Annotated in this window: 23 protein-coding genes; 7 read left to right on the top strand and 16 right to left on the bottom strand. The window is 52.1% G+C overall.

Features of this window, described 5'->3' with window-relative positions; translation table 11 throughout:
• Positions 1-48: 48 nt before the first annotated feature.
• From prfB to ffh, 11 genes are all read right to left on the bottom strand, one after another.
• Positions 49-1144, bottom strand: a protein-coding gene (prfB, locus tag MWU62_RS06910; protein ID WP_247114169.1) for a peptide chain release factor 2 whose coding sequence is annotated in 2 segments (ribosomal slippage) — positions 49-1071 and positions 1073-1144 — 1095 coding nt in all. Because the reading frame shifts where the segments join, the coding sequence is not laid out codon by codon here.
• A gap of 118 nt (positions 1145-1262) precedes the next feature.
• Complete coding sequence (gene recJ / locus MWU62_RS06905) at positions 1263-2996, bottom strand: single-stranded-DNA-specific exonuclease RecJ (RefSeq protein ID WP_247114168.1); 1734 nt, start codon at positions 2994-2996, stop codon at positions 1263-1265.
• 6 nt (positions 2997-3002) lie between these two features.
• Positions 3003-4403 carry a threonine synthase gene (gene thrC, locus MWU62_RS06900; RefSeq protein ID WP_247114167.1) on the bottom strand — a complete coding sequence of 467 codons (1401 nt, stop codon included), beginning with the start codon at positions 4401-4403 and terminating at the stop codon, positions 3003-3005.
• Positions 4404-4429: 26 nt separating this feature from the next.
• Complete coding sequence (locus tag MWU62_RS06895) at positions 4430-5731, bottom strand: homoserine dehydrogenase (RefSeq protein WP_247114166.1); 1302 nt, start codon at positions 5729-5731, stop codon at positions 4430-4432.
• A 150-nt stretch (positions 5732-5881) separates the two neighbouring features.
• On the bottom strand, positions 5882-6613 hold the full coding sequence (locus MWU62_RS06890; RefSeq protein ID WP_247114165.1) for a DsbC family protein: 732 nt from the start codon (positions 6611-6613) through the stop codon (positions 5882-5884).
• 135 nt (positions 6614-6748) lie between these two features.
• Positions 6749-7651, bottom strand: coding sequence for a site-specific tyrosine recombinase XerD (gene xerD / locus MWU62_RS06885; RefSeq protein WP_247114164.1), 903 nt, complete (start codon positions 7649-7651; stop codon positions 6749-6751).
• 113 nt (positions 7652-7764) lie between these two features.
• A complete protein-coding gene (rplS, locus tag MWU62_RS06880) occupies positions 7765-8121 on the bottom strand; it encodes a 50S ribosomal protein L19 (RefSeq protein WP_247114163.1) in 357 nt (118 codons plus the stop codon).
• 25 nt (positions 8122-8146) lie between these two features.
• A complete protein-coding gene (gene trmD / locus MWU62_RS06875) occupies positions 8147-8905 on the bottom strand; it encodes a tRNA (guanosine(37)-N1)-methyltransferase TrmD (RefSeq protein WP_348645630.1) in 759 nt (252 codons plus the stop codon).
• Positions 8906-8908: 3 nt separating this feature from the next.
• Positions 8909-9436 carry a ribosome maturation factor RimM gene (gene rimM, locus MWU62_RS06870; protein WP_247114162.1) on the bottom strand — a complete coding sequence of 176 codons (528 nt, stop codon included), beginning with the start codon at positions 9434-9436 and terminating at the stop codon, positions 8909-8911.
• A 27-nt stretch (positions 9437-9463) separates the two neighbouring features.
• The gene (gene rpsP / locus MWU62_RS06865) at positions 9464-9703 is read right to left on the bottom strand and encodes a 30S ribosomal protein S16 (protein ID WP_200361794.1); all 240 of its coding nucleotides are present in this window, start codon (positions 9701-9703) and stop codon (positions 9464-9466) included.
• Between the two features lie 164 nt (positions 9704-9867).
• Entirely contained in the window at positions 9868-11259 is a 1392-nt protein-coding gene (gene ffh / locus MWU62_RS06860) for a signal recognition particle protein (RefSeq protein ID WP_247114161.1), read from the bottom strand.
• A gap of 181 nt (positions 11260-11440) precedes the next feature.
• On the opposite strand from ffh, the gene ccsA reads away from it, so the two are divergent.
• The 5 genes from ccsA (at position 11441) to MWU62_RS06835 (ending at position 17635) form a co-directional block, all read left to right on the top strand.
• Positions 11441-12247, top strand: a complete 807-nt coding sequence (gene ccsA, locus MWU62_RS06855; RefSeq protein WP_247114160.1) for a cytochrome c biogenesis protein CcsA — start codon at positions 11441-11443, stop codon at positions 12245-12247.
• 82 nt (positions 12248-12329) lie between these two features.
• The gene (locus MWU62_RS06850) at positions 12330-13613 is read left to right on the top strand and encodes an HlyC/CorC family transporter (protein WP_247114159.1); all 1284 of its coding nucleotides are present in this window, start codon (positions 12330-12332) and stop codon (positions 13611-13613) included.
• A 154-nt stretch (positions 13614-13767) separates the two neighbouring features.
• Complete coding sequence (locus tag MWU62_RS06845) at positions 13768-14370, top strand: Yip1 family protein (protein ID WP_247114158.1); 603 nt, start codon at positions 13768-13770, stop codon at positions 14368-14370.
• Between the two features lie 200 nt (positions 14371-14570).
• Positions 14571-16769, top strand: a complete 2199-nt coding sequence (locus MWU62_RS06840) for a DUF1631 domain-containing protein (RefSeq protein ID WP_247114157.1) — start codon at positions 14571-14573, stop codon at positions 16767-16769.
• A gap of 80 nt (positions 16770-16849) precedes the next feature.
• Positions 16850-17635 (top strand): TonB family protein, encoded by a 786-nt coding sequence (locus MWU62_RS06835; RefSeq protein ID WP_247114156.1) that lies wholly within the window; start codon positions 16850-16852, stop codon positions 17633-17635.
• 12 nt (positions 17636-17647) lie between these two features.
• Here MWU62_RS06835 and grxD read toward each other — a convergent pair whose 3' ends face one another.
• Positions 17648-17974: a Grx4 family monothiol glutaredoxin gene (gene grxD, locus MWU62_RS06830; RefSeq protein WP_200361801.1), complete on the bottom strand. Its 327-nt coding sequence runs from the start codon at positions 17972-17974 to the stop codon at positions 17648-17650.
• A gap of 242 nt (positions 17975-18216) precedes the next feature.
• Here grxD and argF point away from each other — a divergent pair, with 242 nt between their 5' ends.
• Both argF and MWU62_RS06820 read left to right on the top strand, forming a co-directional pair.
• Positions 18217-19131 (top strand): ornithine carbamoyltransferase, encoded by a 915-nt coding sequence (gene argF, locus MWU62_RS06825; protein ID WP_247114155.1) that lies wholly within the window; start codon positions 18217-18219, stop codon positions 19129-19131.
• A 5-nt stretch (positions 19132-19136) separates the two neighbouring features.
• A complete protein-coding gene (locus MWU62_RS06820) occupies positions 19137-20210 on the top strand; it encodes an ABC transporter ATP-binding protein (protein ID WP_247114154.1) in 1074 nt (357 codons plus the stop codon).
• Positions 20211-20442: 232 nt separating this feature from the next.
• Here the strand turns inward: MWU62_RS06820 and MWU62_RS06815 are convergent, their stop codons facing one another.
• The 4 genes from MWU62_RS06815 to MWU62_RS06800 form a co-directional block, all read right to left on the bottom strand.
• Positions 20443-22011 carry an ATP-binding protein gene (locus MWU62_RS06815; RefSeq protein ID WP_247114153.1) on the bottom strand — a complete coding sequence of 523 codons (1569 nt, stop codon included), beginning with the start codon at positions 22009-22011 and terminating at the stop codon, positions 20443-20445.
• Positions 22012-22075: 64 nt separating this feature from the next.
• Entirely contained in the window at positions 22076-22813 is a 738-nt protein-coding gene (locus tag MWU62_RS06810) for a response regulator (protein WP_247114152.1), read from the bottom strand.
• Positions 22814-22981: 168 nt separating this feature from the next.
• On the bottom strand, positions 22982-23455 hold the full coding sequence (locus MWU62_RS06805; protein WP_247114151.1) for a peptidylprolyl isomerase: 474 nt from the start codon (positions 23453-23455) through the stop codon (positions 22982-22984).
• The gene (locus tag MWU62_RS06800) at positions 23455-25665 is read right to left on the bottom strand and encodes an acetyl-CoA hydrolase/transferase C-terminal domain-containing protein (protein WP_247114150.1); all 2211 of its coding nucleotides are present in this window, start codon (positions 25663-25665) and stop codon (positions 23455-23457) included. The genes MWU62_RS06805 and MWU62_RS06800 overlap by 1 nt, the downstream gene beginning before the upstream one ends.
• Positions 25666-25796 lie beyond the last annotated feature (131 nt).

Genomic DNA, 25796 nt, shown 5'->3' with positions numbered 1-25796 from the left:
CTCACTAGAAAATCAAAGGTGCTCGGGTTGGCTTGGCAATAGCGCTGGTTACAGCGCCATTTTCAGGCTGGCTTCAATAAACTTGTCGATTTCACCATCCAACACCCCTTGGGTGTTGCTGGTTTCAACCTTGGTACGCAAATCCTTGATGCGGCCATCATCCAGCACGTAGGAACGAATTTGGCTGCCCCATCCAATATCAGATTTTGCGTCTTCAGCTTTTTGCTTCTCGGCGTTACGCTCTTGCATCTCACGCTCATAAAGCTTGGCTTTAAGCTGCTTCATGGCTTGATCTTTGTTCTGATGCTGGCTTCGACCGGCCTGACAGGCAACAACAATACCGGTTGGGTTGTGGGTCAAACGCACTGCGGATTCTGTCCGGTTAACGTGCTGACCACCGGCACCGGAGGCACGATAAACATCCACCCGCAGATCTGCCGGGTTGATTTCGATTTCGAAGCTGTCATCCACTTCCGGTGATACAAACACAGACGAGAAGGATGTGTGGCGGCGGTTGCCGGAGTCGAAAGGCGACTTACGCACCAACCGGTGAACGCCGGTTTCCGTACGCGACCAGCCGAACGCATACTCACCTTGAATGTGAATAGTGGCGCTTTTTACGCCTGCTACATCACCTTCCTGCAGTTCTACAATTTCGGTCTTAAAGCCTCGGCTCTCTGCCCAGCGCAGGTACATACGCAGAAGCATATTCGCCCAATCCTGGGCCTCGGTGCCGCCCGACCCAGCCTGAATTTCAAGATAGGCGTTATTGGGGTCCATCTCGCCGGAAAACATGCGGCGGAATTCGAGCTTTTCGAGTTCGGCATCAAGTGTTTCAAGATCCGATTCGATTTCGGTTACTGTATCTGCGTCGTCTTCCTCCACAGCCATTTCGAGCAGGCTTTCTGCATCGGATAGTCCGGTTGTGAGGTTATCGATGGTGCTAACAATCAGATCAAGGTCAGAGCGTTCTTTGCCCAACGCCTGTGCGCGCTCGGGATCATCCCACACTGTGGGCATTTCCATTTCTCGTTCTACTTCGACCAGCCGTTCACTGCGCTGATCGTAGTCAAAGATACCCCCTGAGCGTCTCAGTGCGCTCACGAAGCTCTTTAATCTTCGTCACAATGGGATTAACTTCCATAAGACCATTACTCAATGTTGGAAAATGATGCGAAAAACAGTGGCGAGATTCTACCCGAATTCTGGCGGTAAATCAGCCGCGAAAACCGAGCTTCAGCATTGGTGCAAGCGCTGGTCAGCTAGGAAAGCGGCTCCAGATAATCCACCAAAAGCTGTAGATTAGTCCGCCCCCGAAATGTGTTGGCATCAGGCTTATAAACCACACGAGCCCCAGTGCGCGTGTAATCAGGAACTTCCGGCCCGGTGTTGAACGCTATGCCATCAATAATGCCGCTGCCATCCACAGGCTGCAAAACCAGCTTCAAGTGGTTTTCGCCCACAATACGCTGGCTGACCACCCGAAACTCGCCATCGAACAAAGGCTCCGGGAAATGTTGCCCCCAAGGGCCCGCTCGCTTGAGCAGTGCTGCCGTTTCCAGCGACAGTTCATCCGAACTTAGCGGGCCGTCGGTGGTGATCGCCGCCTCAAGATCTGCGGCTGTGAGAGTATCCCGCACAGCCTGATCGAAAGCATCCGAGAATGTATCGAGGTCACTCCGGGCTAAGGTCATTCCAGCCGCCATCGCGTGGCCGCCGTATTTATGCATCACACCTGGATACCGTGAATCCACAACCGCCAACACATCGCGGATATGAAGTCCCGGAATGGATCGGGCTGAGCCTTTTATATCCACACCGTTTTCATCTGGCGCAAACGCGATGGTGGGTCTATGGGTCTGTTCGCGGATTCTGGCCGCAAGAATACCAATGACCCCTTGGTGCCAATCCTGATCAAACAGCGCCAGCCCCCAGGGTAGCCCTTGCAGATCCAAAGACATGGAGGCGAGTAAATCCTGCGCCTGGGTTTTCATGTCTTTTTCGATGGTGCGCCTTTCCCGGTTGAAGGTATCCAGTTCACGGGCAAGTCTGCGGGCTTCGTCCGGGTTGTCTGCCAGCAGGCAGGCTATGCCAACACTCATGTCGTCGAGCCGACCAGCGGCGTTGAGCCGTGGGCCAACCACAAATCCGAGATCGGTTGAGCTTATGTTCCCATGCTCTCGGCCAGCCACTTCAAGCAGAGCAAGAATACCCGGGCGGGCTTCGCCTTGGCGGATGCGACGCAAGCCCTGCTCGACAAAAATGCGGTTATTGTGATCCAGCGGAACTACGTCAGCGACTGTGCCCAACGCAACCAGATCCAACAGGTTACCCAAGTTGGGCTCTGGCTGTGGCAAGAGGCCAGCTTCCCTTAGTTTTTTGCGCAGAGCAGTGAGCACGTAGAACATAACACCCACGCCAGCAGCATTTTTACTCAGGAAGGCACAACCGGGTTGATTGGGATTTACAATCGCGTCGGCATCTGGGAGCATTTCGCCAGCAAGGTGGTGGTCCGTAACCACCACTTTGATACCCAGCTCCTTCGCTGCGCGTACACCCTCGATGGCTGAAATCCCGTTATCCACCGTCACCAAAAGATCCGGCAGTTCACCCTCTTCTTTCAGTCGCTCAATAATCCCCGGGGTCAGCCCATAACCATCCGAAAAGCGGCTGGGCACTCGAAAATCGATGCGTTGCAATCCGAGCATGGAGAGCCCGAGCATGGCGACTGCTGTGCTGGTTGCGCCGTCAGCATCAAAATCACCGAGTACAAGCACACGCTGGTTCTGGGCAATGGCACCTGCTAGAAGTTCAACCGCACGGTCGATGCCGCGCAACTCAAAAGGCGAAGCCAGGTGCTTGAGAGTGTAACTCAATTGGCTATCGGAGGTAACACCGCGAGCGGCATAGAGGCGGCGGAGTAAAGGGGGCAGATCTTGCCCCCAACCCGGAAAGTTTTCCGGACGGGGGCGACGCAGGATCTTTTTGGGTGTCATACAGGGTTATGCATTCTTCCAGTGCTTTGCGATAAACGCCTGAACCCCTGCTCTATCGTTGTCGAGCACGGTGTATCGCTCCTCCCGCTCGAACAGATCCGCCATGTGAGCCGGAAGTGCCGGTTTAACCGTCAGCCCGGATTCAACGATGGCATCAGGGAACTTGGCAGGATGAGCGGTGCCAAGGGTGATCATCGGAATTTGATCATCACGGCGACAAGCCCTAGCAGCATGCACGCCAATGGCGGTGTGGGGGTCTAGCAGATATTCGTTCTGCTGATAGACTTCACGGATGGTGTCACACGTAGCCTTATCATCAACGGCAGCACTGTCAAACAGCTTACGCGCCTTCTTCCAGCGGTAATCTTCAATGCTAACAGGGCCTTTAGCCGCGTTTTCGAGCAGTTCTTTAACTGCAAGCCCATCACGGCCGTGAAGATCGAACAGCAAACGCTCAAAGTTGCTGGACACCATAATGTCCATACTCGGCGAAAGGGTGTGTTCAAGTTTATGTTGCTCGTATTTGTTGCCACTCATGAAGCGATGGAGAATATCGTTTTTGTTGGTGGCGATAACCAACTGCGATATGGGAAGCCCCATCTTCTTTGCCAGATAGCCGGCAAAGATATCTCCAAAATTACCGGTAGGCACAGAAAATGCCATGCTGCGATCCGGGCCACCGAGAGCTAGGGAAGCATGGAAGTAGTAAACAATCTGAGCCATGATCCGGGCCCAGTTAATAGAGTTCACTGCTGCCAGCTTGGCTTTACCACCCAGAAACGACTGGTCGCCAAAGCTCTCTTTAACCATGCGTTGGCAGTCATCAAAATTGCCTTTAATGGCAATATTGTGAATATTGTCACCCTGCACCGTGGTCATCTGGCGGCGCTGTACTTCCGATACACGCTCGTAAGGATGCAGAATAAAGATATCCACGTGCTCGCAGCGGCGACAGCCCTCAATAGCCGCAGACCCGGTATCCCCGGAAGTCGCACCCATAATTACTGCGTGTTCCTGACGCTTTTCAAGCACATAATCCAGCAAGCGGCCTAGCAACTGAAGGGCAAAATCCTTGAATGCCAAGGTTGGCCCGCGGAATAGCTCCATCACCCATTCGTTTGCGTCAAGCTGCACCAACGGAGCAACCGCTTTATGGGCAAAGCCACTGTAGGTGTCATCAAGCATCTGCCGGAAATCAGCCTCTGGAATGGCCTCTTCCACAAACGGATACATAATATTGAACGCAAGCTCTGTGTATGGAAGCCCGCGCCAGCCTCGGATTTCTTCCAAACTAAAGTGCGGGAGTGATTCCGGCACATAAAGGCCGCCATCGGGGGCTAAGCCTGTGAGCAAAACGTCTTCAAAGCCCAGTGCGGGTGCTTCTCCCCGCGTACTGATGTATCTCACGTGAGTACCTGCTGGTTATGGTTTTCTCAGTTAAAGTTTTCGGCGCGAATGCGTACAACCGGGCCATCTGTATCAGAGAGGGACTCCAGCTCTTCAATAGCGCGGTTGATCTGTCGCTCTTGCACAGTGTGAGTGAGGATAATGACCGGAATGCGACCGTCTTTCATTTCCGACTCTTTCTGCATGATCGACTCAATATTGATGCCGTGCTCACTCAGAATGGATGCTATCTTGGCCAGCACACCCGGGCGGTCCAAAGCGGTTATGCGCAGATAGTAGGCAGACTGAATATCTTCCATTGAAAGCACATCCAGATTTTCCATGGCATCTGCGGTAAATCCAAGATGAGGCACTCTCAATGAGCTTTCGCTCGCAACAATGCGCGCAACATCCACAATATCGGCAATTACCGCAGAAGCCGTCGCTTCATCACCAGCACCAGGGCCGTAATACATGGTTTGGCCAACCGCATCACCATCCACGAGAACGGCGTTCAGTACACCGTCAACCTGAGCAATCAGGTGGCTTTTAGGAACAAGTGTTGGATGTACACGCAGTTCGATTCCCTCATCCCTACGACGCGCAATACCAAGATGCTTGATGCGGTAACCGAGTTGCTCCGCATGGGCTATGTCGTAAGGTGTTAGTGATGAGATCCCTTCGGTAAAGGCTTTCTCAAACTGTAGAGGAACACCGAGGCCTGCCGAGGCAAGAATGGTCAGCTTATGGGCCGCATCGATACCCTCAACATCAAAAGTCGGGTCTGCTTCCGCGTAACCGAGATCCTGAGCTTCTTTAAGCACTTCAGCAAACGCACGGCCTGCGCGCATTTCGGTAAGAATATAGTTACCCGTGCCATTGATAATGCCAGCAATCCAATCAATGCGGTTACCCGCCAAGCCTTCACGGATTGCCTTCATTACGGGAATACCGCCTGCAACACCCGCTTCATAAGCAACCACAACGCCAGCTTTTTCTGCAGCGGCAAATATCTCGTTACCATGAACTGCAATCAACGCCTTGTTGGCCGTAACTACGTGCTTACCATTACCGATTGCTGCTAGCACAAGCTCACGTGCGGTTTCATAACCACCGATCAGCTCTACCACAACGTCGACCGCCGGGTCGTTCACCACATCGAAGATCTCGGTGCTGAAGGCCACATCGCCAAGATCTAAATCGTCACGGTTACGCCGGCTAGCTACCCGGGTAATCCGGATGTTACAGCCCGAACGGCCCGCTATAAGTGCAGCGTTACGAGTCAATACATTGAATGTACCGCCGCCAACGGTTCCCAGTCCGCAGATTCCGACATTGACGTCTTTCAAGCTCTCACCTCTGATCCCGAAGGGTTCCTGATGTATTGTAGTAGTGCAGCAAAGTGCAATTGCGACACTGAAAGGCCGCATAGTATACCGATTCAGGGCTTGATGAATAAGCCCTGAACCAAACGCAAGTCACAGAAGTTCGTAACCCTTTTAAAGCAGGCCAAGCCCATCGGCAAGACTCTTGGCTGGCACATAGCCTCGCACAATATTGCCGTCCTCCAGCACAATTGCAGGCGTGCCCGTAACACCAATCCGCTGACCAAGCTTAAACTGTTCCAACACAGGGTTTTCGCACTTGGCCGCAGGCACTACTTTACCGGCTTTTGCTTCGCTCATCGCAGCTTGCTGGTCCTCCGCGCACCAAACGGATTCGTATTTCACAAACGATGGCTGGCCAGGACCGGAGCGCGGATAGGCATAGTAGTTCACAGTAATACCGTACTCATTGAGTTGCGGTACTTCATCATGGAGTTTGCGGCAATATGGGCAGTCAATATCGGTAAACACGTCGATCACGGCCTTTTCATTGCTCGCTTTGAATGTGATAAGTCCATCTTTGCCATAGCTTTCCATGGTCATATGACGCTGACCAGCTCTAGCTTCTTCTGTTACGTTGGCGATGCCTTTTTCAGTAATCTTAAGCAAGTCACCGGTAAGCAGATACTGCCCGTCAGACGTGGTATAGATGGTTTCACCGTTAGCGCTTTGAACTTCGTAAAGCCCCTCGGCTTCGGACTCTTGCACCGACAGAATCTTCAGCCCCGGCACAGCATCAGAGAGCCTCTCGCTGATGCCATCTTCAACATCGCCTGCAGTACCGTAGGGCGAGCCCAGAACACCAACCACCATCGCAACCGTCACAAAAAACCGTTTTACATTCATTCTGGCAAACACACCTATTCCGTTGAATAATAATTGGACTTGCGGGAACACCCACGCCAGCCATGAAACCTAGAACCCTGCGACACCCGCGTGGAACAAAAGTTCAAAACACCACCTTACCGAAAAACCACATACTCAACCACGGGGATGATGAGCCTGATGCAGCGACTGCAAGCGCTGGCGTGCAACATGGGTATATATTTGGGTAGTCGAAAGGTCAGAGTGACCCAGCAACATTTGAACCACACGCAGGTCAGCACCATGGTTTAGCAAATGGGTTGCAAAAGCATGCCTGAGCGTATGGGGTGATAAATGCTTGCGAATACCAGTGCGCACGGCGTATTGACGAACACGGTGCCAAAAGGTTTGCCGCGTCATGGCTGCTGCTCGGTTACCAGGGAACAACGCATCGCAAGCACGACCCTTGAGAAGCTCCGGGCGTCCCTCTTTCATGTATCGCAAAAGCCAGTCTATCGCCTCTTCTCCCAAAGGAACCAATCGCTCTTTGCCGCCCTTACCCGTCACACGTATAACTCCTTGGCGCAGGTTTACCTGATCAACACGCAACTCGGTGAGTTCAGACACCCGGAGGCCGCACCCATAGAGTATTTCCAGCATAGCCTTGTCGCGCTGCTCGATGGGCAATCCGGGATCCGGCTCAGCCAGCAGCGCGTCTACTTCCTGCTCAGTCAGTGAGTCGGGCAGTCGGCGCGGTAATCGGGGGCTGTCGATACGCAGTGTGGGGTCTTCAGTTATCAAGCGTTCGCGAAGAAGAAACCGATAAAAGCGTCGAATACCAGAGAGCCGACGGGCTGCCGTGGAGGTTTTAAGGCCTTGAGCAAGGCCATTGGCCATCCAGTCCAGTAGATCTGTTCGCCGTACCTGCGCTAACAAGGGCTTATCGGGGCGACCCTCTAACCAGACGGACAACCGCTGCAGGTCGCTACGATACGCCTGACGGGTCTTTTCACCCAGACCATCCTCAAGCCAAACCGCATCGACGAACCGGACAACGACTGCTTCATCTTCGGGCCTCATAGACTCGCTCTCTGACTTCCTCATTCACAATACTGCATTCTGGCTCGCCAGAACCGAAAAAGGCAGCCCTAAGGCTGCCTTTCTCACTGCAAGGTTGCTCAGCAGATAGCTGATCAGCCCAGCTTTTCCTTGATACGTGCCGCCTTACCGGACAGCTCGCGCAAGTAGTAAAGCTTGGCTTGACGCACATCACCACGACGCTTAACTGAAACACTGTCGATCAGCTTAGAGAAGGTCTGGAAAGTACGCTCAACGCCTACGCCGTAGGAAATCTTCCGTACGGTGAATGACGAGTTCATGCCACGGTTACGCTTACCGATTACAACACCTTCGAACGCCTGCAGACGCTCACGGTTGCCTTCCGTTACACGAACCTGAATAACCACGGTATCACCCGGTGCAAACGGGGGGATTTCCTTGGTCATCTGCTCTGTTTCAATTTGATTGATGATGTTGTTCTTGCCGCTCATCGCAATGCTCCTGATACCCAATCTTTTAATGCCCTGATGATTCAGAGGCACACGGTTCGTTTAAAATCTCACCCAGCAACTCACGCTCTTCATCCGTAAGCACCCGCTTTTGGAGCAGGTCGGGGCGTCGTTCCCGGGTTCGCCTCAGCGACTGCTTGAGTCGCCAACGCCGGATCTGATCATGGTGACCGCCCAACAAAATATCCGGCACCGCCTGACCTTCGTAAACTTCGGGCCGGGTGTAGTGCGGACAATCCAGCAAACCGTCAGCAAATGAATCTTGCTCTGCCGACTGCGCATGACCCAGCGCTCCGGGGATGAGGCGTGTAACCGCATCAATAACAGTCATCGCTGCTAACTCGCCGCCAGAAAGCACGAAGTCTCCCAAAGATATTTCCCGGTCGACTTCTGTTGCTATCAGGCGCTCATCAACACCTTCATAACGGCCTGCAACCAGAATCAAACGCTCTTCTGCAGCCAGTGACTCGACTACAGCTTGATTCAGCGTTTCACCCTGAGGTGATAGATAAACCACACAGGCTTTTCCTGGCGCTGCTTTCCGTGCTGCGTGGATGGCATCTCGGAGCGGCTGAATTTTCATCAGCATACCCGGGCCACCCCCGTAAGGACGGTCGTCAACGGTGCGGTGACGATCTTCGGTAAACTCGCGAGGGTTCCAGCTATTGAAGGTCAAAAGACCATCACGCACTGCCCTACTCGTTATCCCGTAATCCGTTACCGCCTGAAACATTTCAGGGAACAGGCTAACTGCGCCAATCCACACCCGTCAGAACTCCGGATCCCAGTCTGCAACCAACTTGCGCGCTTCCAGATCAATTTCCCGAACCACTTGGTCAGGAAGATATGGAATCAGGCGCTCACGCTGATCTATTGAATCAGCCGTTGCGTGCACAACCAGAACATCATTGGAACCGGTTTCTATTAGGTGGTCCACTCTACCGAGGCACTCACCCTCAACCGTAAACACATCAAGGCCCTGCAACTGACGCCAGTAAAACTCGCCTTCAGGGAGCTCTGGCAACTCAGCAGTCGGAACCTTGATCTCAGCGCCACAATAGGTACGCGCCAGCTCACGATCGCCAATACCTTTAAGCCTGACAACGATCGCTTTACCTTGGCGGCGACCTTCCTCAAGCTTTGCAGGAATACGCTTACCTTCCAGATCAAGAACCCAGTTGGTATAGCCAAGTATTCCGTCTATGGGGTCGGTAAAGGAATAGACTTTAAGCCACCCTTTAACCCCAAATACCGAGGTAATCCGACCGATCACAGTTTCCTGCGAATTCTGCGTCATACTACAACCTCGGCTGTCAGTAAAAGCTTACTCAGCAGTCTTTAGCAGCTGCGCAACGCGATCGCTGGTTTGTGCACCCTGACCCACCCAGTAATTCACTCGGTCGCGATCAACACGCAGACGCTCTTCCTGACCGCGGGCGATCGGGTTGAAGAAGCCAACGCGCTCAATGAAAGCACCGTCACGTGAATTACGGCTGTCAGTTACTGTTAGGTGATAGAACGGGCGCTTCTTGGAACCGCCACGAGCCAAACGGATTGTTACCATTTAACCAATATCCTGTTCTGTTATACGAACTTTGTACGTTTCACGCTTGCCACAACCGTGGCTGACGCGGAGACCCATACTCGAAAGGGGCGCTATTCTATGCTAAAAATACGCCAAAGAAAACAGGCAAACAGACTGAATGCAGGTTTTCCTTGTAAGGCTTTTTACATACGGCCAAACGGAGGCATTCCACCGCCACCACCACCGCCCGGCGGCATCATACCACCAAGACCGCGCATCATATTCGCCATTCCGCCCTTTTTGCTAAACTTTTTCATCATCTTTTGCATTTGCTTGTGCTGTTTGAGCAGGCGGTTGACGTCCTGTATCTGCGTTCCAGAACCTGCAGCTATGCGGCGCTTACGGGAATTATTGATAACATCAGGGTGACGACGTTCTTTTGCGGTCATGGAACAGATGATCGCTTCCAGCTGCCCCATAGATTTATCATTGACCTGCTGCTGGGCTACCTGTGCCATTTGCCCCATGCCCGGGAGCTTATCCATCAAGCCACCGATGCCGCCCATATTCTTCATCTGCTGAAGCTGATCCCGGAAGTCCTCCAGATCAAAGCTTTTACCCTTTTTGATTTTTTTGGTGAGCTTCTGGGCCTTTTTCTGATCAAGCTTGCGCTCCGCCTCTTCAATAAGAGACAGCACATCGCCCATGCCTAGAATCCGGGACGCAACCCGATCTGGATAAAATGGCTCCAAAGCATCGGACTTTTCACCGACACCCATAAATTTAATAGGCTTACCGGTAATATGCCTGACCGAAAGCGCAGCACCGCCACGGGCATCACCGTCGGTTTTTGTCAGTACCACACCAGTCAATGGCAGAGCATCGTTGAACGCTTTCGCTGTATTAGCGGCGTCCTGCCCTGTCATGGCATCAACCACGAAGAGAGTTTCCACCGGCTTGACCGAATTATGCAGCCGACCAATCTCGCCCATCATCTGCTCATCAACGTGCAAGCGTCCGGCGGTATCCAGAATTACAACATCAATGTGCTTCTTGCGGGCCGCCGCTACAGCTCCCTCGGCAATGGTAACCGGGTCCTGATCCGCGGTACTGGGGAAAAATTCAACGCCCACCTCGCCCGCCAGCGTTTCCAATTGCTTAATAGCTGCAGGTCGGTAGATGTCAGCACTCACCACCAAAACAGATTTCTTTTGGCGCTCTTTTAGAAAACGCGCCAGCTTTGCAACTGTGGTGGTCTTACCTGCGCCCTGAAGGCCTGCCATCATGATCACAGCGGGGGGCTGAACTGCTAGGTTAAGGGTTTCATTCCCCTCACCCATCACTCGTTCCAGCTCCTGCTGAACCACCTTCACAAATACTTGGCCGGGAGTGAGGCTGCGCTGAACTTCTTGCCCGATTGCCCGCTGCCGGACACCTTCAACAAAGTCCTTTACTACCGGCAAGGCGACATCGGCCTCCAGCAGCGCCATGCGCACTTCCCGAAGAGTGTCCTTTATATTGTCGTCGGTGAGCCGCGCCTGACCGGAAATCTTGCGCAGGCTACCGGAAAGTCGGTCTTGGAGGTTTTCAAACATGTTGCTCTTCCGTACCCCGGGTAAATTGAGTGCACAAACCTCAGAGCCAGCTTTGGCTCCTTGATTCCTGTTGCATAATCGCGACATTATAACCAGACTATCGTCCTGAAACGACCAACCCGGTCAAATCGGCAGCCAAGCTTGCCGATCTCCAGCCAGCACAGTGGTGAATAAGGAAGTTATGGGAACGCTGATTCTCGCGGTCACCTCTCTTTTTCTGTATAGCGTCGGCACCGCTTTGCAGGCGCTCCACTTTCGTGGGCGCGTACAAAGTAACATTGCCATCACAACCCTTATTGGCATGCTGGCACTCACATCCCACGGACTCCTGATCACCCAAACCATTCACCATGACGGCGGTGTTGATCTGGGTTTTTTCAAAAGCTCAGTGTTAATTTCCTGGCTGATTGTATTTCTACTGCTAGGGCTAAACCTGAGAAAGCCGGTACAAAGCCTTTTTTTAGGCGTTTATCCGCTGGCAGCCTTCACCATCATAATGGCCTTAATCACGCACACACCGTCGCGACTGGTTTCCGATGAGAGCTATGGCGTACTTTCTCATATCGCATTATCAGTGACAGCCTACAGCCTGTTTTCTCTGGCGGCTATACAGGCATCTCTGCTTTACTTCCAGAACCGACAACTTAAACAGAACTACAATAGCCCCTTACTACGTAATTTGCCGCCATTGCAAACTATGGAGTCCCTGCTTTTTGAAATGGTCTGGGCAGGAGTGGTTATGCTCACTCTTGCCATTGTGACGGGTGCAGTTTTTATAGAAAACCTATTTGCCCAGAACTTGGCCCACAAGACTGTTTTCTCCATACTCTCGCTACTGGTTTTCGTAGCCCTACTAGTGGGACGGTACACCAAGGGCTGGCGTGGTATGACCGCAAGCCGTTGGACACTGGCTGGTTGCGCACTCTTGATGCTGGCGTTTTATGGCAGCAAGTTTGCACTTGAGCTTGTCTTTCAGAATGGCGGCTAGCTCTCGCCCCATTACCTCTTGACACCGGGCGCAATCAGAACCAAATTTCGCTAAATGCCAGCAACATAAGGACACCTTTAGTTTGGACGGTACATCGCTTACTGCGCTGTCGATAATTCTTGTCGGGCTTATCATGCTGTCGGCATTTTTTTCCAGTTCCGAAACCGGAATGATGTCACTGAACCGGTACCGCCTGAAACACATGGCGAAGACCGGCCACAAAGGCGCAAAGCGCGCCCAAGGCTTGCTGCAGCGTACCGATCAGCTGATCGGCATCATTCTTATAGGCAATAATTTCGTTAACATTCTGGCCTCGTCCATAGCGACGGTCATAGCCATACGCATATGGGGCGACGCAGGCATAGCCATAGCAACACTTCTGTTGACCATCGTGATTCTGATTTTTGCAGAAGTCACACCGAAAACTCTTGCCGCACTATTTCCCGAAAAAATTGCATTTCCTGCAAGTTACATTCTCGGCCCCTTACTGAAGGTTCTTTACCCCGTGGTATGGGCGGTCAATCTGTTTACAGGCGCCATTCTACGAATTTTGAGAATTTCGCCGAACGACGCTGCCAGCGACCACCTGAGCCGAGAAGAGCTCAGAACACTTGTGAACGAAGCTGGCGCGCTTATACCAGCTAAGCACAAAGACATGCTGGTTAGCATTTTGGATCTCGAAAAGGTGACGGTGAATGACATCATGGTTCCCCGTAACGACGTCTCTGGCATCGATTTGGACGACGACACAGACACCATTTTGCGCCAATTGAGAAACAGCCAGCACACCCGCCTGCCCGTTTTTAAAGGCGACATCAATGAGATACAAGGCATTCTGCACCTACGCAGCGCTACCAAGCTGTTACAGCAAGAAGAAATAAACAAAACCATGATCTTGCAGCTCTGTCAGGAGCCTTACTTTGTGCCGGAGAGCACGCCCCTTAATACCCAGCTAATCAACTTCCAAAAGGGTAAGCGCCGGTTTGGCATAGTGGTGGATGAATACGGCGATGTGCTCGGGCTTGCCACTCTGGAAGACATTCTTGAAGAAATCGTTGGTGAGTTCACTACCGATTACGCAGCAACCAGTCCCGACATCATTCCACAGGAAGACGGCACGTTCATTGTGGACGGCACAACCGCTGTGCGCACAATCAACAAAACTCTGGGCTGGAAACTGCCCATCGATGGCCCGAAAACCCTCAATGGCCTGATCACCGAGACTCTTGAGAACATCCCCGACACCAACGTCTGCCTCAAAGTAGACGGCCACCGGGTAGAAGTACTTCAAATCAAAGACAACGTTGTGAAAGCGGCAATTGTTCATCCGAAAAAACGTAAAAAACGGACGCTCTCCATCACCTGATAAAAGCCAACCCCCACTCTTCGCTATAGACGTTCCAGTTATAGCGAAGCCTGTTCTAGAAAGATCAAAATGTAACCAGCTCCTTGACGCATATCAATCTGGCGCCAACACTTAAGGCGTATGCGAAACAACAATAATCGCAAGGAGTTTTTCCATGAGTCTGACACACACCTTTGGCTTGCTGACCAATCCTGACAACCAATGGAAAGCTATTCGAAAAGATTCGGAATCTGTTACACGCCTTTATACGGGGCACGTATTGTTGCTTGCACTTATACCTGCCATCGCGGGCTTCGTTGGAACCACTCAGGTGGGCTGGCAAATCGGTGACGGTCAGGTCACCCGTCTGTCTATAAACAGTGCATTAAGCCTGTCCGTGCTGTTTTACGCTGCCATGCTGGCTGGCATATTCATTCTTGGAAAGTTTATCGATTTCTTTGCGGCGACCTACGATGCGGGTGACCAAACACCGCGAGGCGTTGCCATGGCGGCCTACACCGCAACACCTATGTTCCTGATTGGCGTCATCGCGGTTTACCCTAATATCTGGGTGAACATGCTGGCAGGGCTTGTTGCCATTGCCTACGCCGTATACCTGCTTTACGAAGGTCTACCCATTCTCATGAAGATCCCTGAAGACCGGGGATTCATGTTTGCCACGGCGGTACTCACGGTTGGGCTGGTTATGTTTGTCGGCCTACTTGCCATTAGCGTGGTCATTTGGAGCGTAGGAGTTGGCCCGATATACGTTAACTGATAACGGAAACTCGCGAACCAATATAAGTTATCTGTAATAAGGGTGTTCTTCCGGAACACCCTTTGTTTTGTTGATTGAGTGCGCAACTTTGTTTTTAATTATGTTAACCAAGCTGAAAATGGGGTAGATTTAGTCTATAACTCAAAACAGGCAGTCTGGCTCGATTATAAATTCGGTTGAGCCATCAACAGGAGTCGGCTATGAACAAGCGGTCCGGCATACATTACCTCCGCGAGCACAAAGGAACCGCTAATAGCGAAGCAGTTCCCACGGAGGTTGCCCGCATCCGCGACACCGTTGTCGCCGGACTAGGCGATTTGCTGCAGGGCGCGTTTGATGCCGTTGATGATTCGCTGTTCGAGCTGGCCAACAATGCCCGCAGCAACAACGAGCAGAACCGCTACTTTGAAGCCATGCGAGAAATTCGCATCAAGCGCAAGGGTGTGGAGCGGCACTTCCAAAATACCGTTGCGCAATTTTTTGCCAACCCTCCTCATACAGACCAACTGCACGAAGACTCTCTTGGGCAACACGCAAACGCAGATGGTCTAGCGCTCGTTGGCAATGATGATCTTGAAGAGCAAGTAGCTCTGAACGCCATGATCACCAAAGCTAAGGCCCATTTTCAGGGACCCCTTATCCAGCTGCAAGCTCGCTTTAGCCACGTCTATGAGGGTGCATCGGATCAATCACCGGTCAACCCTATGGCCCCTGAGCACCTTTGCAGCGCCTTTACCGAGGCTATTCAAGCTTTGGAGATACAAATCCGTGAACGATTGATTCTGCTAAAGCAGTTTGATCGCTACGTGGTCTCCAATTTGGGCATGCTGCTAGACGAAGCCAATAGAATTCTCGTTCAGGCAGGCGTCATCCCCAACTTTCGCTTTCACGGCAAAACAGGCCAACAGCACAGTGCTTCAGGGAATCGCGAGAGCCAAGAACACGCTTCTGAACAGAAACAAAACCGGCCTGATGGCGACGCTGCAAGCAACAACGCGGTTTTTGATCAGATCCACCAGCTGTTGGCACGCCAAAGGGCTAACTCTGGCATATCACCATCGACGCACGACCCAGACATACGGATTATCGGAGGCAGCGAACTCTTTAGCCTGCTTGCTTCGCTGCCTTTGGGCACCCAGACGGGCAATGAGCACAACCTTAGCGAAGGCGAACCCCTAACGATTGATCTTCGCAGCGCGGTTAAACAAATTCTAGCCCAGACCAATACCAGCGACGGCAAGAAGCCCGCCTTGAAAGAAGTAGACGAGGACCTAATAAACCTTGTCTCTATGCTGTTCGAGTTTATTCTTGATGACTACAGCTTGTCCGCTCCGGTGCAAGTTCTCATCAGTCGGTTGCAGATTCCCATTTTAAAAGTTGTCCTCAAGGATAAAAGTTTTTTCAGCAAGACAACCCATCCTGCGCGCAAGCTACTCAATGCTCTCGCCCGAGCAGGAATCGGTTGGAGCAACAGCGACGAAAAAGCGAGAGACAAGCTCTACGAAAAAATCCACAGTATTGTGCAGAAAATTCTTTGTGAGTTTGATGGCGACGTCACACTCTTCGAGAGCCTGAATCAAGAGTTTGAAGAGTTCCTTGCAAGAGAAAACCGAAAGTCATCTCTGGTAGAGCAGCGCACTCGTGAATCGGAGCGCGGTCGGATCAAATCCCAGAAGGCACAAGAGTTGGTCGACCGGGTTTTAAAAGAGCGAGTTGCACGCTACCGCCTTCCAGAACCGGTGCACAACATCCTCATCAATGGCTGGAGCCGGTTTATGTTTCTGGCCTACCTTAGGGATGATGTGGAGCATCGTTGGCAAGAAAGCGTAAAGGTTGTTGATGATTTGATCTGGTGCTTGCTCCCACATGAGGATGACTCCGAACGGGATCAGTGGGTTCGCGTTGTTCCAGGCTTACTTAAGTCGCTGCGCGCAGGGCTGGAAGAAGTTTCTTACAATGCAACAAAGCTTGACGACACCATGAGCCTGCTCAAGCATGAATTGGCTGAAGCTTTCCGTGCGAGCCCAAATATTGAAATAGCGGAAGAGCTGCCAAATCAAGAGGACTCCGTTACCGAGGCCCATAATGCTGCATACCTTCAGCCCGAAGACTCAGCCATGGCGGAGCACATGGTTGAGGTTGACAGCATTGAGGTTGGTAACTGGGTAGAGTTCCGGCTGGTAAATGGCGCAAACTTCCGCTGTAAGCTCTCAGCGATTATCGACGAAGCAGACTGCTTTGTTTTTGTTAACCGTATGGGGCTGAAAGTCATTGAAAAAACTCGCATTGAACTTGCCCAAGAAATGCGACGCGGCCGAATGACTCGGCTCGAACAGGGAGCGCTCATTGACCGGGCTCTGGATGCCGTGGTTGGTTCACTGCGCAGCAAAACCGCCTGATTAAGCTTGGGGCCTCAACCACTTGCGGGCCCAAGCCCAACGCAGCGATCATTCCGCAATATAGGAGAAATCTAGGTTAAATGCTGGAGTATGGCAGCAACAACAGCCTTCCGGCGAAATATCGGATCGCCCTCGCGTTATCAACCGCCTTCCTGATTCATACGGTACTATTGTCCGGGGTTCCTTCTATTGTTCAGGACCCACCTGTACAGCACCGAGAACAGCTGAATCTGGAGTTGGTAGCGGCAGATAGCCCTCATAGTACAGCGGCATCTGCTAGCGAGCAGAGCCCTTTCGAAAAAAGCTTGTTCCATAATCCGCCCTTCGAAGCGGAGCCAGTGAACACCAAGCCGAAGCCTATCGAACCATCGCTTTTAACGAATCAATCACCGCAAAAGACCCTGGTAAGCGCAAGCTCGCAAGCTACGCCTGCCAAACAAAAGGTGGATTCACTCCAACCATCTCCCGTTACACCCCCCATCAGCACACCGTCTAACCCCGGGGCTCGCAATCAGATTGCGGAAAAGCCTAGTACTGAGGAGGTCACAAAGGTTACGCAATCACCTTCTGAGCAAGACCCCTACCTAATAAAACTCGCAATGCATTTGGCCACTAAGCTCGAATCATCGCGCATTCCGGCAATCAGGGAGCTGACTGCAACGAGTACGATGGAGTTGGAGCTGCAATTATTAGGAAATGGTGCACTGACTAGAGCGCGGGTACTTAAGTCGACAGGAATAGAGCCGCTCGACAGAGCCGCGTATCAGGCTGCACTATCGGCTAGCCCATACCCCGCGCCACCGCCGGATCAAAACAATAAAAGCCGCTTCGAAGTAAAACTGGTATTTGCTCCGTCGCGGCTCTAATCGGCAAAAAACTCAGGCTTCGGCTTGCTTTGCAGCCTCCTTCACCAGAGTAGCCAGCTCACCGTTTTCCGACATCTCCATAATGATGTCACAGCCGCCAACTAACTCACCGTTAACATACAGCTGGGGGTAGGTCGGCCAGCTTGAATAGACCTTCAAACCTTCTCGCAACTCTTGGTTATCAAGAATGTTCACAAATGCAAAACGCTCTCCGCACGCCATTAGCGCCTGAGAGGTCTTTGCAGAGAAGCCGCACTGCGGAGCTTGGGGTGACCCTTTCATGTACAAAATAATCGGGTTTTCAGCGAGTTGATTTTTAATGGTTTCGTTAATATCCATGAACATTCACCTCTGGTTAAAACGGAGCGGTCTGTGCGCTTGTTTGCGCTGTTTATCCCACCCAGACTGGCGCCCATTGTACACGCTGGCTAGGCTCCTCAACAAACACGGCAATTTGATACAGGACAAGCCTGTGCGCCGCAGCGTTGTCATCACTGGCGCGAAGGGCTAGACTTGTTCCCCCCGTTTTTTTCACCAGTATTTATACTCACCCAGGGCTTCATCAAGGTAAGGGCCATCCCATGGCAGCAAGGCATTTTCTGACACTGAATGACATGTCTACAACCGAATTGGAGAATTTAGTAGATCATGGCACTAAGCTCCGGAACGAATGGCGTCAAGGCAAAGTCAGGGACTCTCTAAAAAATCGCGTGCTGGCGATGATTTTTGAAAAGTCCTCAACCCGCACCCGGGTTTCTTTCGAGGCTGGCATGGCCCAATTGGGCGGCTCCGCGATGTTTCTCTCTCCTCGGGATACGCAACTTGGGCGCGGCGAGCCGATTGAAGACTCCGCCATTGTCATCTCCAGCATGGTCGATGCGGTAATGATTCGCACCTTCGCCCACGACACAGTTGAAAAGTTTGCGCGGGCTTCCACAGCGCCAGTCATCAATGCGCTCACAGATGACTTTCACCCCTGCCAGCTATTGGCTGACATGCAAACGTATCGAGAGCACCGGGGAAGCATTCGCGGCGCCACCGTCGCCTGGATAGGTGATGGCAATAACATGTGCCACTCTTATATCAATGCCGCCACGCAGTTTGATTTTCATCTAAACATTGCAACACCCGAGGGTTACGAACCGTCTCCAGGGCTGGTGAAAGCCCATAGCGACCGCATTACACTGATGCGCGAGCCAGAGGAAGCTGCGCGCAATGCAAATCTTCTGGTCACTGATGTTTGGGCGTCCATGGGCCAAGAAGACGAGCAAAAGGCCCGGGAAAAAGCTTTCAGTAACTACCAGATCAATCAGGCGCTGATGGATGTAGCCGATAAAGATGCTCTGTTAATGCATTGCTTGCCAGCCCATCGTGGCGAGGAAATTTCTGCCGAGATGATCGAGCATCCTAACTCAGTGATATGGCACGAGGCCGAAAATCGGCTTCACGCCCAGAAAGCACTGCTGGAGTTCTTGATTCTGAACCGCCTGGACTAAAACCTATGAGTTCGCCCGATACTACCGCCCACAACTGGTTGCTTGAAGTAAACAACCTAACCTGCGGCTATGGCGGCGACGCCGTTGTAAAAGATGTAAGTTTTGCGCTCAGCCACGGGGACATTGGTTGCCTGCTGGGGCCTAGCGGATGCGGCAAAAGTACCATTTTGCGGGCTTTGGCAGGCTTTCTTCCGCTAACTGGCGGCGAGATACGCTTGCAGTCTCAACCCATCAGCTTACCCGGCCGCACACTGGCACCGGAAAAGCGCCGCATCGGTATGGTTTTTCAGGACTATGCACTGTTTCCGCACCTGAGTATTGCCGACAACGTTGGCTTCGGTTTGCGCGGGCTCGACAAGGCCGAAAAGCGGCACAAAGTTATGGAGCTGCTGCACGTTGTTCACCTACAGGATCTGGCAGACAACTATCCCCATGAGCTTTCAGGTGGCCAGCAGCAACGGGTTGCATTAGCTCGTGCACTTGCCCCGGAACCAACACTCATTTTGCTTGATGAGCCCTTTTCCAATCTGGACACTGATCTGCGCCGCAGGCTCAGCCTCGACGTTCGCGAGATCCTGAAAACCTTAGGCATCAGTGCCATTCTGGTCACTCATGACCAGCAAGAAGCTTTTGCCATGTGTGATCAAGTCGCAGTGCTTCAGAGTGGAAAAATCCAACAATGGGACGTGCCTTATAACCTATACCACGAGCCCGTAAATCGCTTTGTAGCAAGCTTTGTGGGGCAAGGTGGGTTTATCCCGGGGAAGGCCGTAGGGCCAGATATCATTGAGTCCGAGCTTGGCATCATCCACGGCAACCGAGCTTACAAGTGGCCAAGCGGAACTCTGGTGGATGTACTTATCCGCCCCGATGACATTGTGTATGACGAGGCCTCCAACTTGCGCCCGAAAGTTGTCGAGAAAACCTTCGCGGGCACCTCAACGCTTTATCGCTTCCGTTGCTCTGAGGATACAGAATTTGAGGCGCTGTTCAGAAGCCATTTAGACTTCCATCTGGGCGAGACAGTTCCAGTGCGGGTAGAAGCCGACCATCTTATAGCTTTCGAGCGCAATAGCTGATCAGCAAAAGACACAGAAATGAATGCAAGGATGCTAAAAAAGAAGTAAAAAAAAGGGTCGGAAAACCGACCCTCAAATGACGAATGAAACAAGGAAAGTTCGTAAGAACCACAACCTCAAAAGTCATCCCTTACGCTTTTGAGTATCATGGTTGCCAGCCAAACGTTCAGTAGCACTTGTGTAGTCGCTTTGTTACATCAGGTTAATGCCCGAGACCTGCTTCACAAACTTTCTATAGCCCTGACTCTATCGGTTTTTTGCGGGGCCAGACCAAACTAAAGCGTGCACCACCAAGGCTATCACTTCGGCTCACAAACGCCTGCCCGTTATGCCAGTAAAGAATTCTTCGTACAATGGATAAACCAAGCCCGTATCCACCAGAGGTACGGGTTCGACTGTCGTCAAGTCGAGCGAAGGCAGTGAAAACCTTCTCCCACTCATCTTCGGGGATGCCCGGGCCATCGTCCTCGACATCAACCCGACAATGATCCTCGTCGATACTGCACCGAACAAGCACCTTGCCCGAAGCATAGCGCCCTGCATTACCCACTAGGTTCTGTACAGCGCGATGAATATAGCGCGGCTCAACATCGGCCATGGCTAATTGCTCGGAAGCCTCATCAATTTCGCCCACGATGCTAAGAGCCGGGCGCACAAGCTGCTGCTCGGTTACTACCTGCTTAACAATGTCGGTTACGGACGCTTCTTCGAGGGAAAACACAGGGCCACCCTGTTCGAGGCGAGCATAGGTCAGGATTTCATCAATAAGCTCATCCAACTCCTGAATATCGCCATCAATGCCATCAAGCTGTTTCTGGAGGGCCTTTTGGCCCTGACAATCCTCTATCATCTGTACGCCAAAGCGTATGCGCGCAACCGGTGTTCGTAATTCGTGGGACACCGCATGGATCATTTCACGCTGAACGTCTACAAGACGCTGTATATGCTCCGCCATGCCATTAAAGGCGGCAGCCAATCGGGAGACAATACTGCCTTCACCAGATTCCACTCGAGCACCCATCTCCCCCCGAGCAATACGCACCGCCACGGACTCTACTTTACGGAGATTACTGTCCAGGCCTCGTAGCACAAAAAACAAGGCCAACGCCAAAACACTTCCGGACACCACCAACAATAACAAGATGACCGGCCATGCCCAGAGATTGAACGCTGCTGGCACAGAAACCAGAACGAGCTCGCCATCTGCCAACTGCAAAAGCACCCGCGCTACTTGGTTGTCGTAGTAAAAAGCCGAGCCTTGGCGGTACACTCGTTCGAGAACCTCATCATCAGGCAAGGCTGCCGGGCTCTGCACTCTCCGAACACGCGCCTTCAAACTTTCTGAAAGGCGCTCAATAGCTTCCTCTCGCTCATCTAATCCGACAGAATCAAGATAAACCCGCATTACCTGTGCAGACACGTTGGCTATATCGCGATAGGGCTGGGAAGCTCTAAGTTGCAATGCTTCGCCATGAAATCCGCTTATCAAAAACCGATAACCCAGGCTGCCTTCAACCGCAACAACCTGACCATACCCCAAGCGTTCTCGAATCACTGGTGAGAGTGGCGGGTCTCCTGCGTCTACAACCTGAAACCCATACTCGGGGGTCAGCCAGTGATACTGTTGTTCCGGTGCCGGCGAAGACGCCAGCCAGCGCATCAACGGCTCGGCAAAACGTTCATGCCAGAACTGTGAACGCACGGAGTTTATGCCGACAAACAAGACAATACAGAGGAGTATTACCAGTGCCGTAAGGCCAGCAAGGCGGGCATATAATTTGAGGAAAAAGTTCAGGGGCATGTCGGAGAACCCTGGCAAGGAAGCATCGGCCGAGACAACCGTACCGATGCAAAAGACTGAATCGTCAGACTTCCTTCACAAACAGGTAGCCTTTGCTTCGAACGGTCTTAATCCTGCGAGGGTGAACAGGGTCATCGCCAATTTTTGGGCGAATTCGGGATACTCGAACGTCAATCGATCTATCCTGACCATCGTATTCAATACCCCGCAAGGCAGTGAAGATCTCTTCCCGGCTCAACACTCGCCCAGCATTACTGGACAGCAGCCAAAGCAGATCGAACTCGGCACTGGTCAAATCTATGCTGTCTTCGCCAAGCCAAGCCTCGCGCATAGCGCGATCCACAATTAGATCGTTGAACTGAAGACGTGAAGGCTCTTCGCCGCTCACTTCTTCTGCACTATTTTGCGCATTTTCCGTAACACGCCGCAACATGGCGCGTATTCTCGCCAGTAACACGCGGGGCTTAACGGGCTTGCTGATGTAATCATCCGCTCCCATCTCAAGACCAAGCACCTGATCCAGATCATCAGTGCGTGCAGTAAGCATGATGATAGGGCCAGAATAAAACGGCCTCACACGCCGACAAATGGAAAGACCATCTTCACCGGGCAACATCAAATCAAGTACGACAAGATCTGGTTGCTCGTTGCGGATTCGCTCCACAGCGGGACTTCCATGGGTTTCGAGTGACACAGTCAGGCCATTGCTTTCAAGGTATTCACGGGTCAACTCGGCCAGCCGCTCGTCATCTTCGACAATAAGAATTCGCCAACTTTCGTTTGTCTGTTCCACGGGATCCATCTCTGATTTTATTTTTCCGGGTTCAGTTTTTTGCCTGTAACCGACGGCGCAGGCAACCTGATGTAACCGTAATTATACATGCTATTCAGAAATATACATGGAACTACACTGCGGTTACACCCAATTACAAACGATAGACTCTAGATGCTGCCCCCTAAAAAAGCCAACTCACTCGAAAAGTGGTCGGCCCTGAGCAATTTCATCGGCAGTTGCTGCGCGGCGCTCAATGATTTCCAAATCGAAATACAGAGTAAAGCCTGCAAGCGGGTGATTGGCGTCAATTCGAATAAGATTGCCGTCGATTCCCATAACCTGGACAATTTGAGCATTATCGCCGGTGTTGGTCTGAAACTTCATACCGACGCGCAGGTTTTCTACCCCCTCAAACATCGAGCGCGGCACCTTGCGGACCAAATCCTCCCTGTGCTCACCGTAGGCCATGGACGGAGGTACAGTAACCTCCAAACAGTCTCCCGCGTTGCGGTCTTTCACAGCCTCCTGAATACCCTTGATGACATCGGGGCTGCCGTACAAAAAATGTAAAGGCTCACCGCCCTCAGATGTGTCGACCAGCTCGCCGAGCTTATTCTTCAAAACATAGTGAACCGTAAAAACGTCAGGTTTTTCTTGAGGAGCTTGCATCAGGCTTTTGAACTTCCTGTGTCTGATGGATTTTCAGTAAGTTGCAAACCATGGATCACAAGGCGTTGATCCAGCTTTTCACGCAGGCCCGAGGGTTGATGCAACCCCATTCGCTGGAGTAGTTCAGCATAACGCCCTTGCTCATCTTTGGCTTGAACAGCTTGCAATAGAGTCGATATTTTACCACGACTAGTCGCCGTTTCCGCCTTCAGCCTTTTTAGCGCTTTACCCAATTTCAGCTCTTGATCGGTAAAATCCCGACCAAAAGGAAAGGCGGGGAACCAGTCTTTATCGCCAGCACCAGCAAATGCCTTACCGATAGCCTCCGGCGTATTGTTCAGCCAACTGGCCGGTAACTGGAAGTTCTTGTCTACCTTACCGGCCTTCTGCGCCTTTTCGAGTAGATCCGGCTGGAAGCGTGAATCAGCGATGCGTATCAGGCGCAGATAAACCTGCTCATCCGACTGGCCGCGCAGATCAGCAATACCGTATTCGGTAATGACCACATCCCGCAGGTGGCGCGGAATCGTGCAGTGGCCATAATTGAACACGATATTAGACACCGCCTTGCCCCCGGTATTTCGACAACTGCGCAGTGCAATAATTGAGCGGGCGCCCGGCAACTCGTGGGCCATGGAGACAAAATTATACTGGCCGCCCACACCGCTGAGCACCCGGCCATCTTCAAGCCCGTCAGATACAGCAGCACCGCTAAGCGTGTACATTATGGCTGTATTGATAAACCGGCTGTGTATCCGCTGGGCCGCTTTAAGTCTTTGATTACCGAACGGATGGTCGTAGAGGTGATTTATATAGTTAACGCTGGTCATGCAAATGCGGTTTCGTTCCTCATCGGAAAGCTCCCGCAGGGACTGGTAGAATTTTTGCGGGCCCACGTAGAAACCGCCGTGCATAGCAACGCCACCAACGAGCCGCTCGCCAAGAGCCAGAGTTTCTATCGCCCCTCTCGCCTCTGGATCATCCAGATCGGCATTTAGCGAGTGATCGCCTACCTTTAATCTACCACCCTTGAACTCGACTGTTTCACGGAGAATGCCATATCGCCGCAGCCAAGCTACGTCGCGTGCCCGCATGGGCGAGTCAATCAACCCTTCCCTGCGCAGGACATCAAGGGTAGCAACGGAAATCTGCCCATCAATCTCACCGCTGTTGATGAGAGTTTGCAGGTCGGCATGGTCATAGACCTCACGCCGGATAACACCCGCTTCCATCAGATAAAGAAAGCCGTCGACCATCATCTCGCTACAGCCATAAAGGCCTTTTTCGAACGGCCCAGTACCACCTTCCTTTTCCGCCAGCGGAAAGTTCTCGGCAACTTTCAAATAGTCGAAAACCGCCCGCCAGGCTTCGTTGTTCTTGTGGCGCAAAATGGCACTGTGTACAAGGGCCGCCCCAAGAGAACCTATGCCTACTTGCAAGGTGCCGCCGTCCTTCAACAGGGTGCTGGCATAAAAGCCGATTAGATGATCTGCCGGGCTGATGGCCATCTGAGGTGCGGAAAACAGCGGGTACTCAGAGGCTTGGTGCTCGAACACCATATCAAATTCGTCTTCAGCAACCGCAGCATCACGTCCGAACCAGGGTAACTGGCGATTGATTTCTCCCACCACAGCCACCGGGCTTCCCGCCGCCTCGCGCTCCCTCAGCATTGGCAGCAAATCTATACTCAGATCGGGGTTGCAGCTCAGGCTTACCATGCCCGGTGCATCATGCAGCTCGCCCGGCGCTATCATTTGCGCCACCACGTTAACCCCTAAATCCATAAGATCACGTGCGGCATGGGTATAATTGGTGGACACATAGTGGCGCTGCTGACTGCGATTATTGAGATAACTGCCAGCCTTGAAGAAAAACTCCGATACTTGCACATTATGGGGCAAGCAGTTGTCGCTTACATCCCGGGCATATTGCAGTTCCGGAATCCCGCCATAAAGGCGTTCTGCAAAGGGGCCCATAAAGCGCTTTTCTAAAGAAGAACTTCCTACAGGCGCCAATAATGAGAGGGCAGTAAAAATGTGCAGTTTTATCTCAGGATCGTCCTTTGCCCGCTGATAAAGCGCATTCACCAAGCGGACGGGTTTTCCCAACCCCAAAGGCAACCCTAAGTTAATGGTCTTACCTACTCGGCGGATGACTTCATCCACGCAACGCTCTGTGCTGTTCACGCGCTGTCTGCTGTTTACCGCCATACAAAGATCCTCATTGATCATTCGACATGTGACTACCTGTTAAAGAATCATCACATGACAGATGCACTCAAACAATGCACCAGATCATGAATCCTGCGTTAAACCTATGTATTGTCAAAAATAGACTTTAC

The sequence above is a fragment of the Marinobacter sp. S6332 genome (assembly GCF_023016045.1).
Lineage (GTDB): Bacteria > Pseudomonadota > Gammaproteobacteria > Pseudomonadales > Oleiphilaceae > Marinobacter.
The sequence above is the reverse complement of the archived record's forward strand: the minus strand, read 5'-3'. Positions and strand labels throughout refer to the sequence as shown.

Coding starts and splice junctions, on each gene's coding strand:
- rimM (WP_247114162.1), bottom strand. CDS start 9,436: ATGACGCAGAATTCGCAGGAAACTGTGATCGGTCGGATTACCTCGGTA.
- rpsP (WP_200361794.1), bottom strand. CDS start 9,703: ATGGTAACAATCCGTTTGGCTCGTGGCGGTTCCAAGAAGCGCCCGTTC.
- MWU62_RS06835 (WP_247114156.1), top strand. CDS start 16,850: ATGCTGGAGTATGGCAGCAACAACAGCCTTCCGGCGAAATATCGGATC.
- MWU62_RS06820 (WP_247114154.1), top strand. CDS start 19,137: ATGAGTTCGCCCGATACTACCGCCCACAACTGGTTGCTTGAAGTAAAC.
- ffh (WP_247114161.1), bottom strand. CDS start 11,259: ATGTTTGAAAACCTCCAAGACCGACTTTCCGGTAGCCTGCGCAAGATT.
- MWU62_RS06890 (WP_247114165.1), bottom strand. CDS start 6,613: ATGAATGTAAAACGGTTTTTTGTGACGGTTGCGATGGTGGTTGGTGTT.
- xerD (WP_247114164.1), bottom strand. CDS start 7,651: ATGAGGCCCGAAGATGAAGCAGTCGTTGTCCGGTTCGTCGATGCGGTT.
- MWU62_RS06800 (WP_247114150.1), bottom strand. CDS start 25,665: ATGGCGGTAAACAGCAGACAGCGCGTGAACAGCACAGAGCGTTGCGTG.
- MWU62_RS06840 (WP_247114157.1), top strand. CDS start 14,571: ATGAACAAGCGGTCCGGCATACATTACCTCCGCGAGCACAAAGGAACC.
- MWU62_RS06810 (WP_247114152.1), bottom strand. CDS start 22,813: ATGGATCCCGTGGAACAGACAAACGAAAGTTGGCGAATTCTTATTGTC.
- argF (WP_247114155.1), top strand. CDS start 18,217: ATGGCAGCAAGGCATTTTCTGACACTGAATGACATGTCTACAACCGAA.
- rplS (WP_247114163.1), bottom strand. CDS start 8,121: ATGAGCGGCAAGAACAACATCATCAATCAAATTGAAACAGAGCAGATG.
- MWU62_RS06805 (WP_247114151.1), bottom strand. CDS start 23,455: ATGCAAGCTCCTCAAGAAAAACCTGACGTTTTTACGGTTCACTATGTT.
- MWU62_RS06845 (WP_247114158.1), top strand. CDS start 13,768: ATGAGTCTGACACACACCTTTGGCTTGCTGACCAATCCTGACAACCAA.
- grxD (WP_200361801.1), bottom strand. CDS start 17,974: ATGGATATTAACGAAACCATTAAAAATCAACTCGCTGAAAACCCGATT.
- MWU62_RS06815 (WP_247114153.1), bottom strand. CDS start 22,011: ATGCCCCTGAACTTTTTCCTCAAATTATATGCCCGCCTTGCTGGCCTT.
- ccsA (WP_247114160.1), top strand. CDS start 11,441: ATGGGAACGCTGATTCTCGCGGTCACCTCTCTTTTTCTGTATAGCGTC.
- recJ (WP_247114168.1), bottom strand. CDS start 2,996: ATGACACCCAAAAAGATCCTGCGTCGCCCCCGTCCGGAAAACTTTCCG.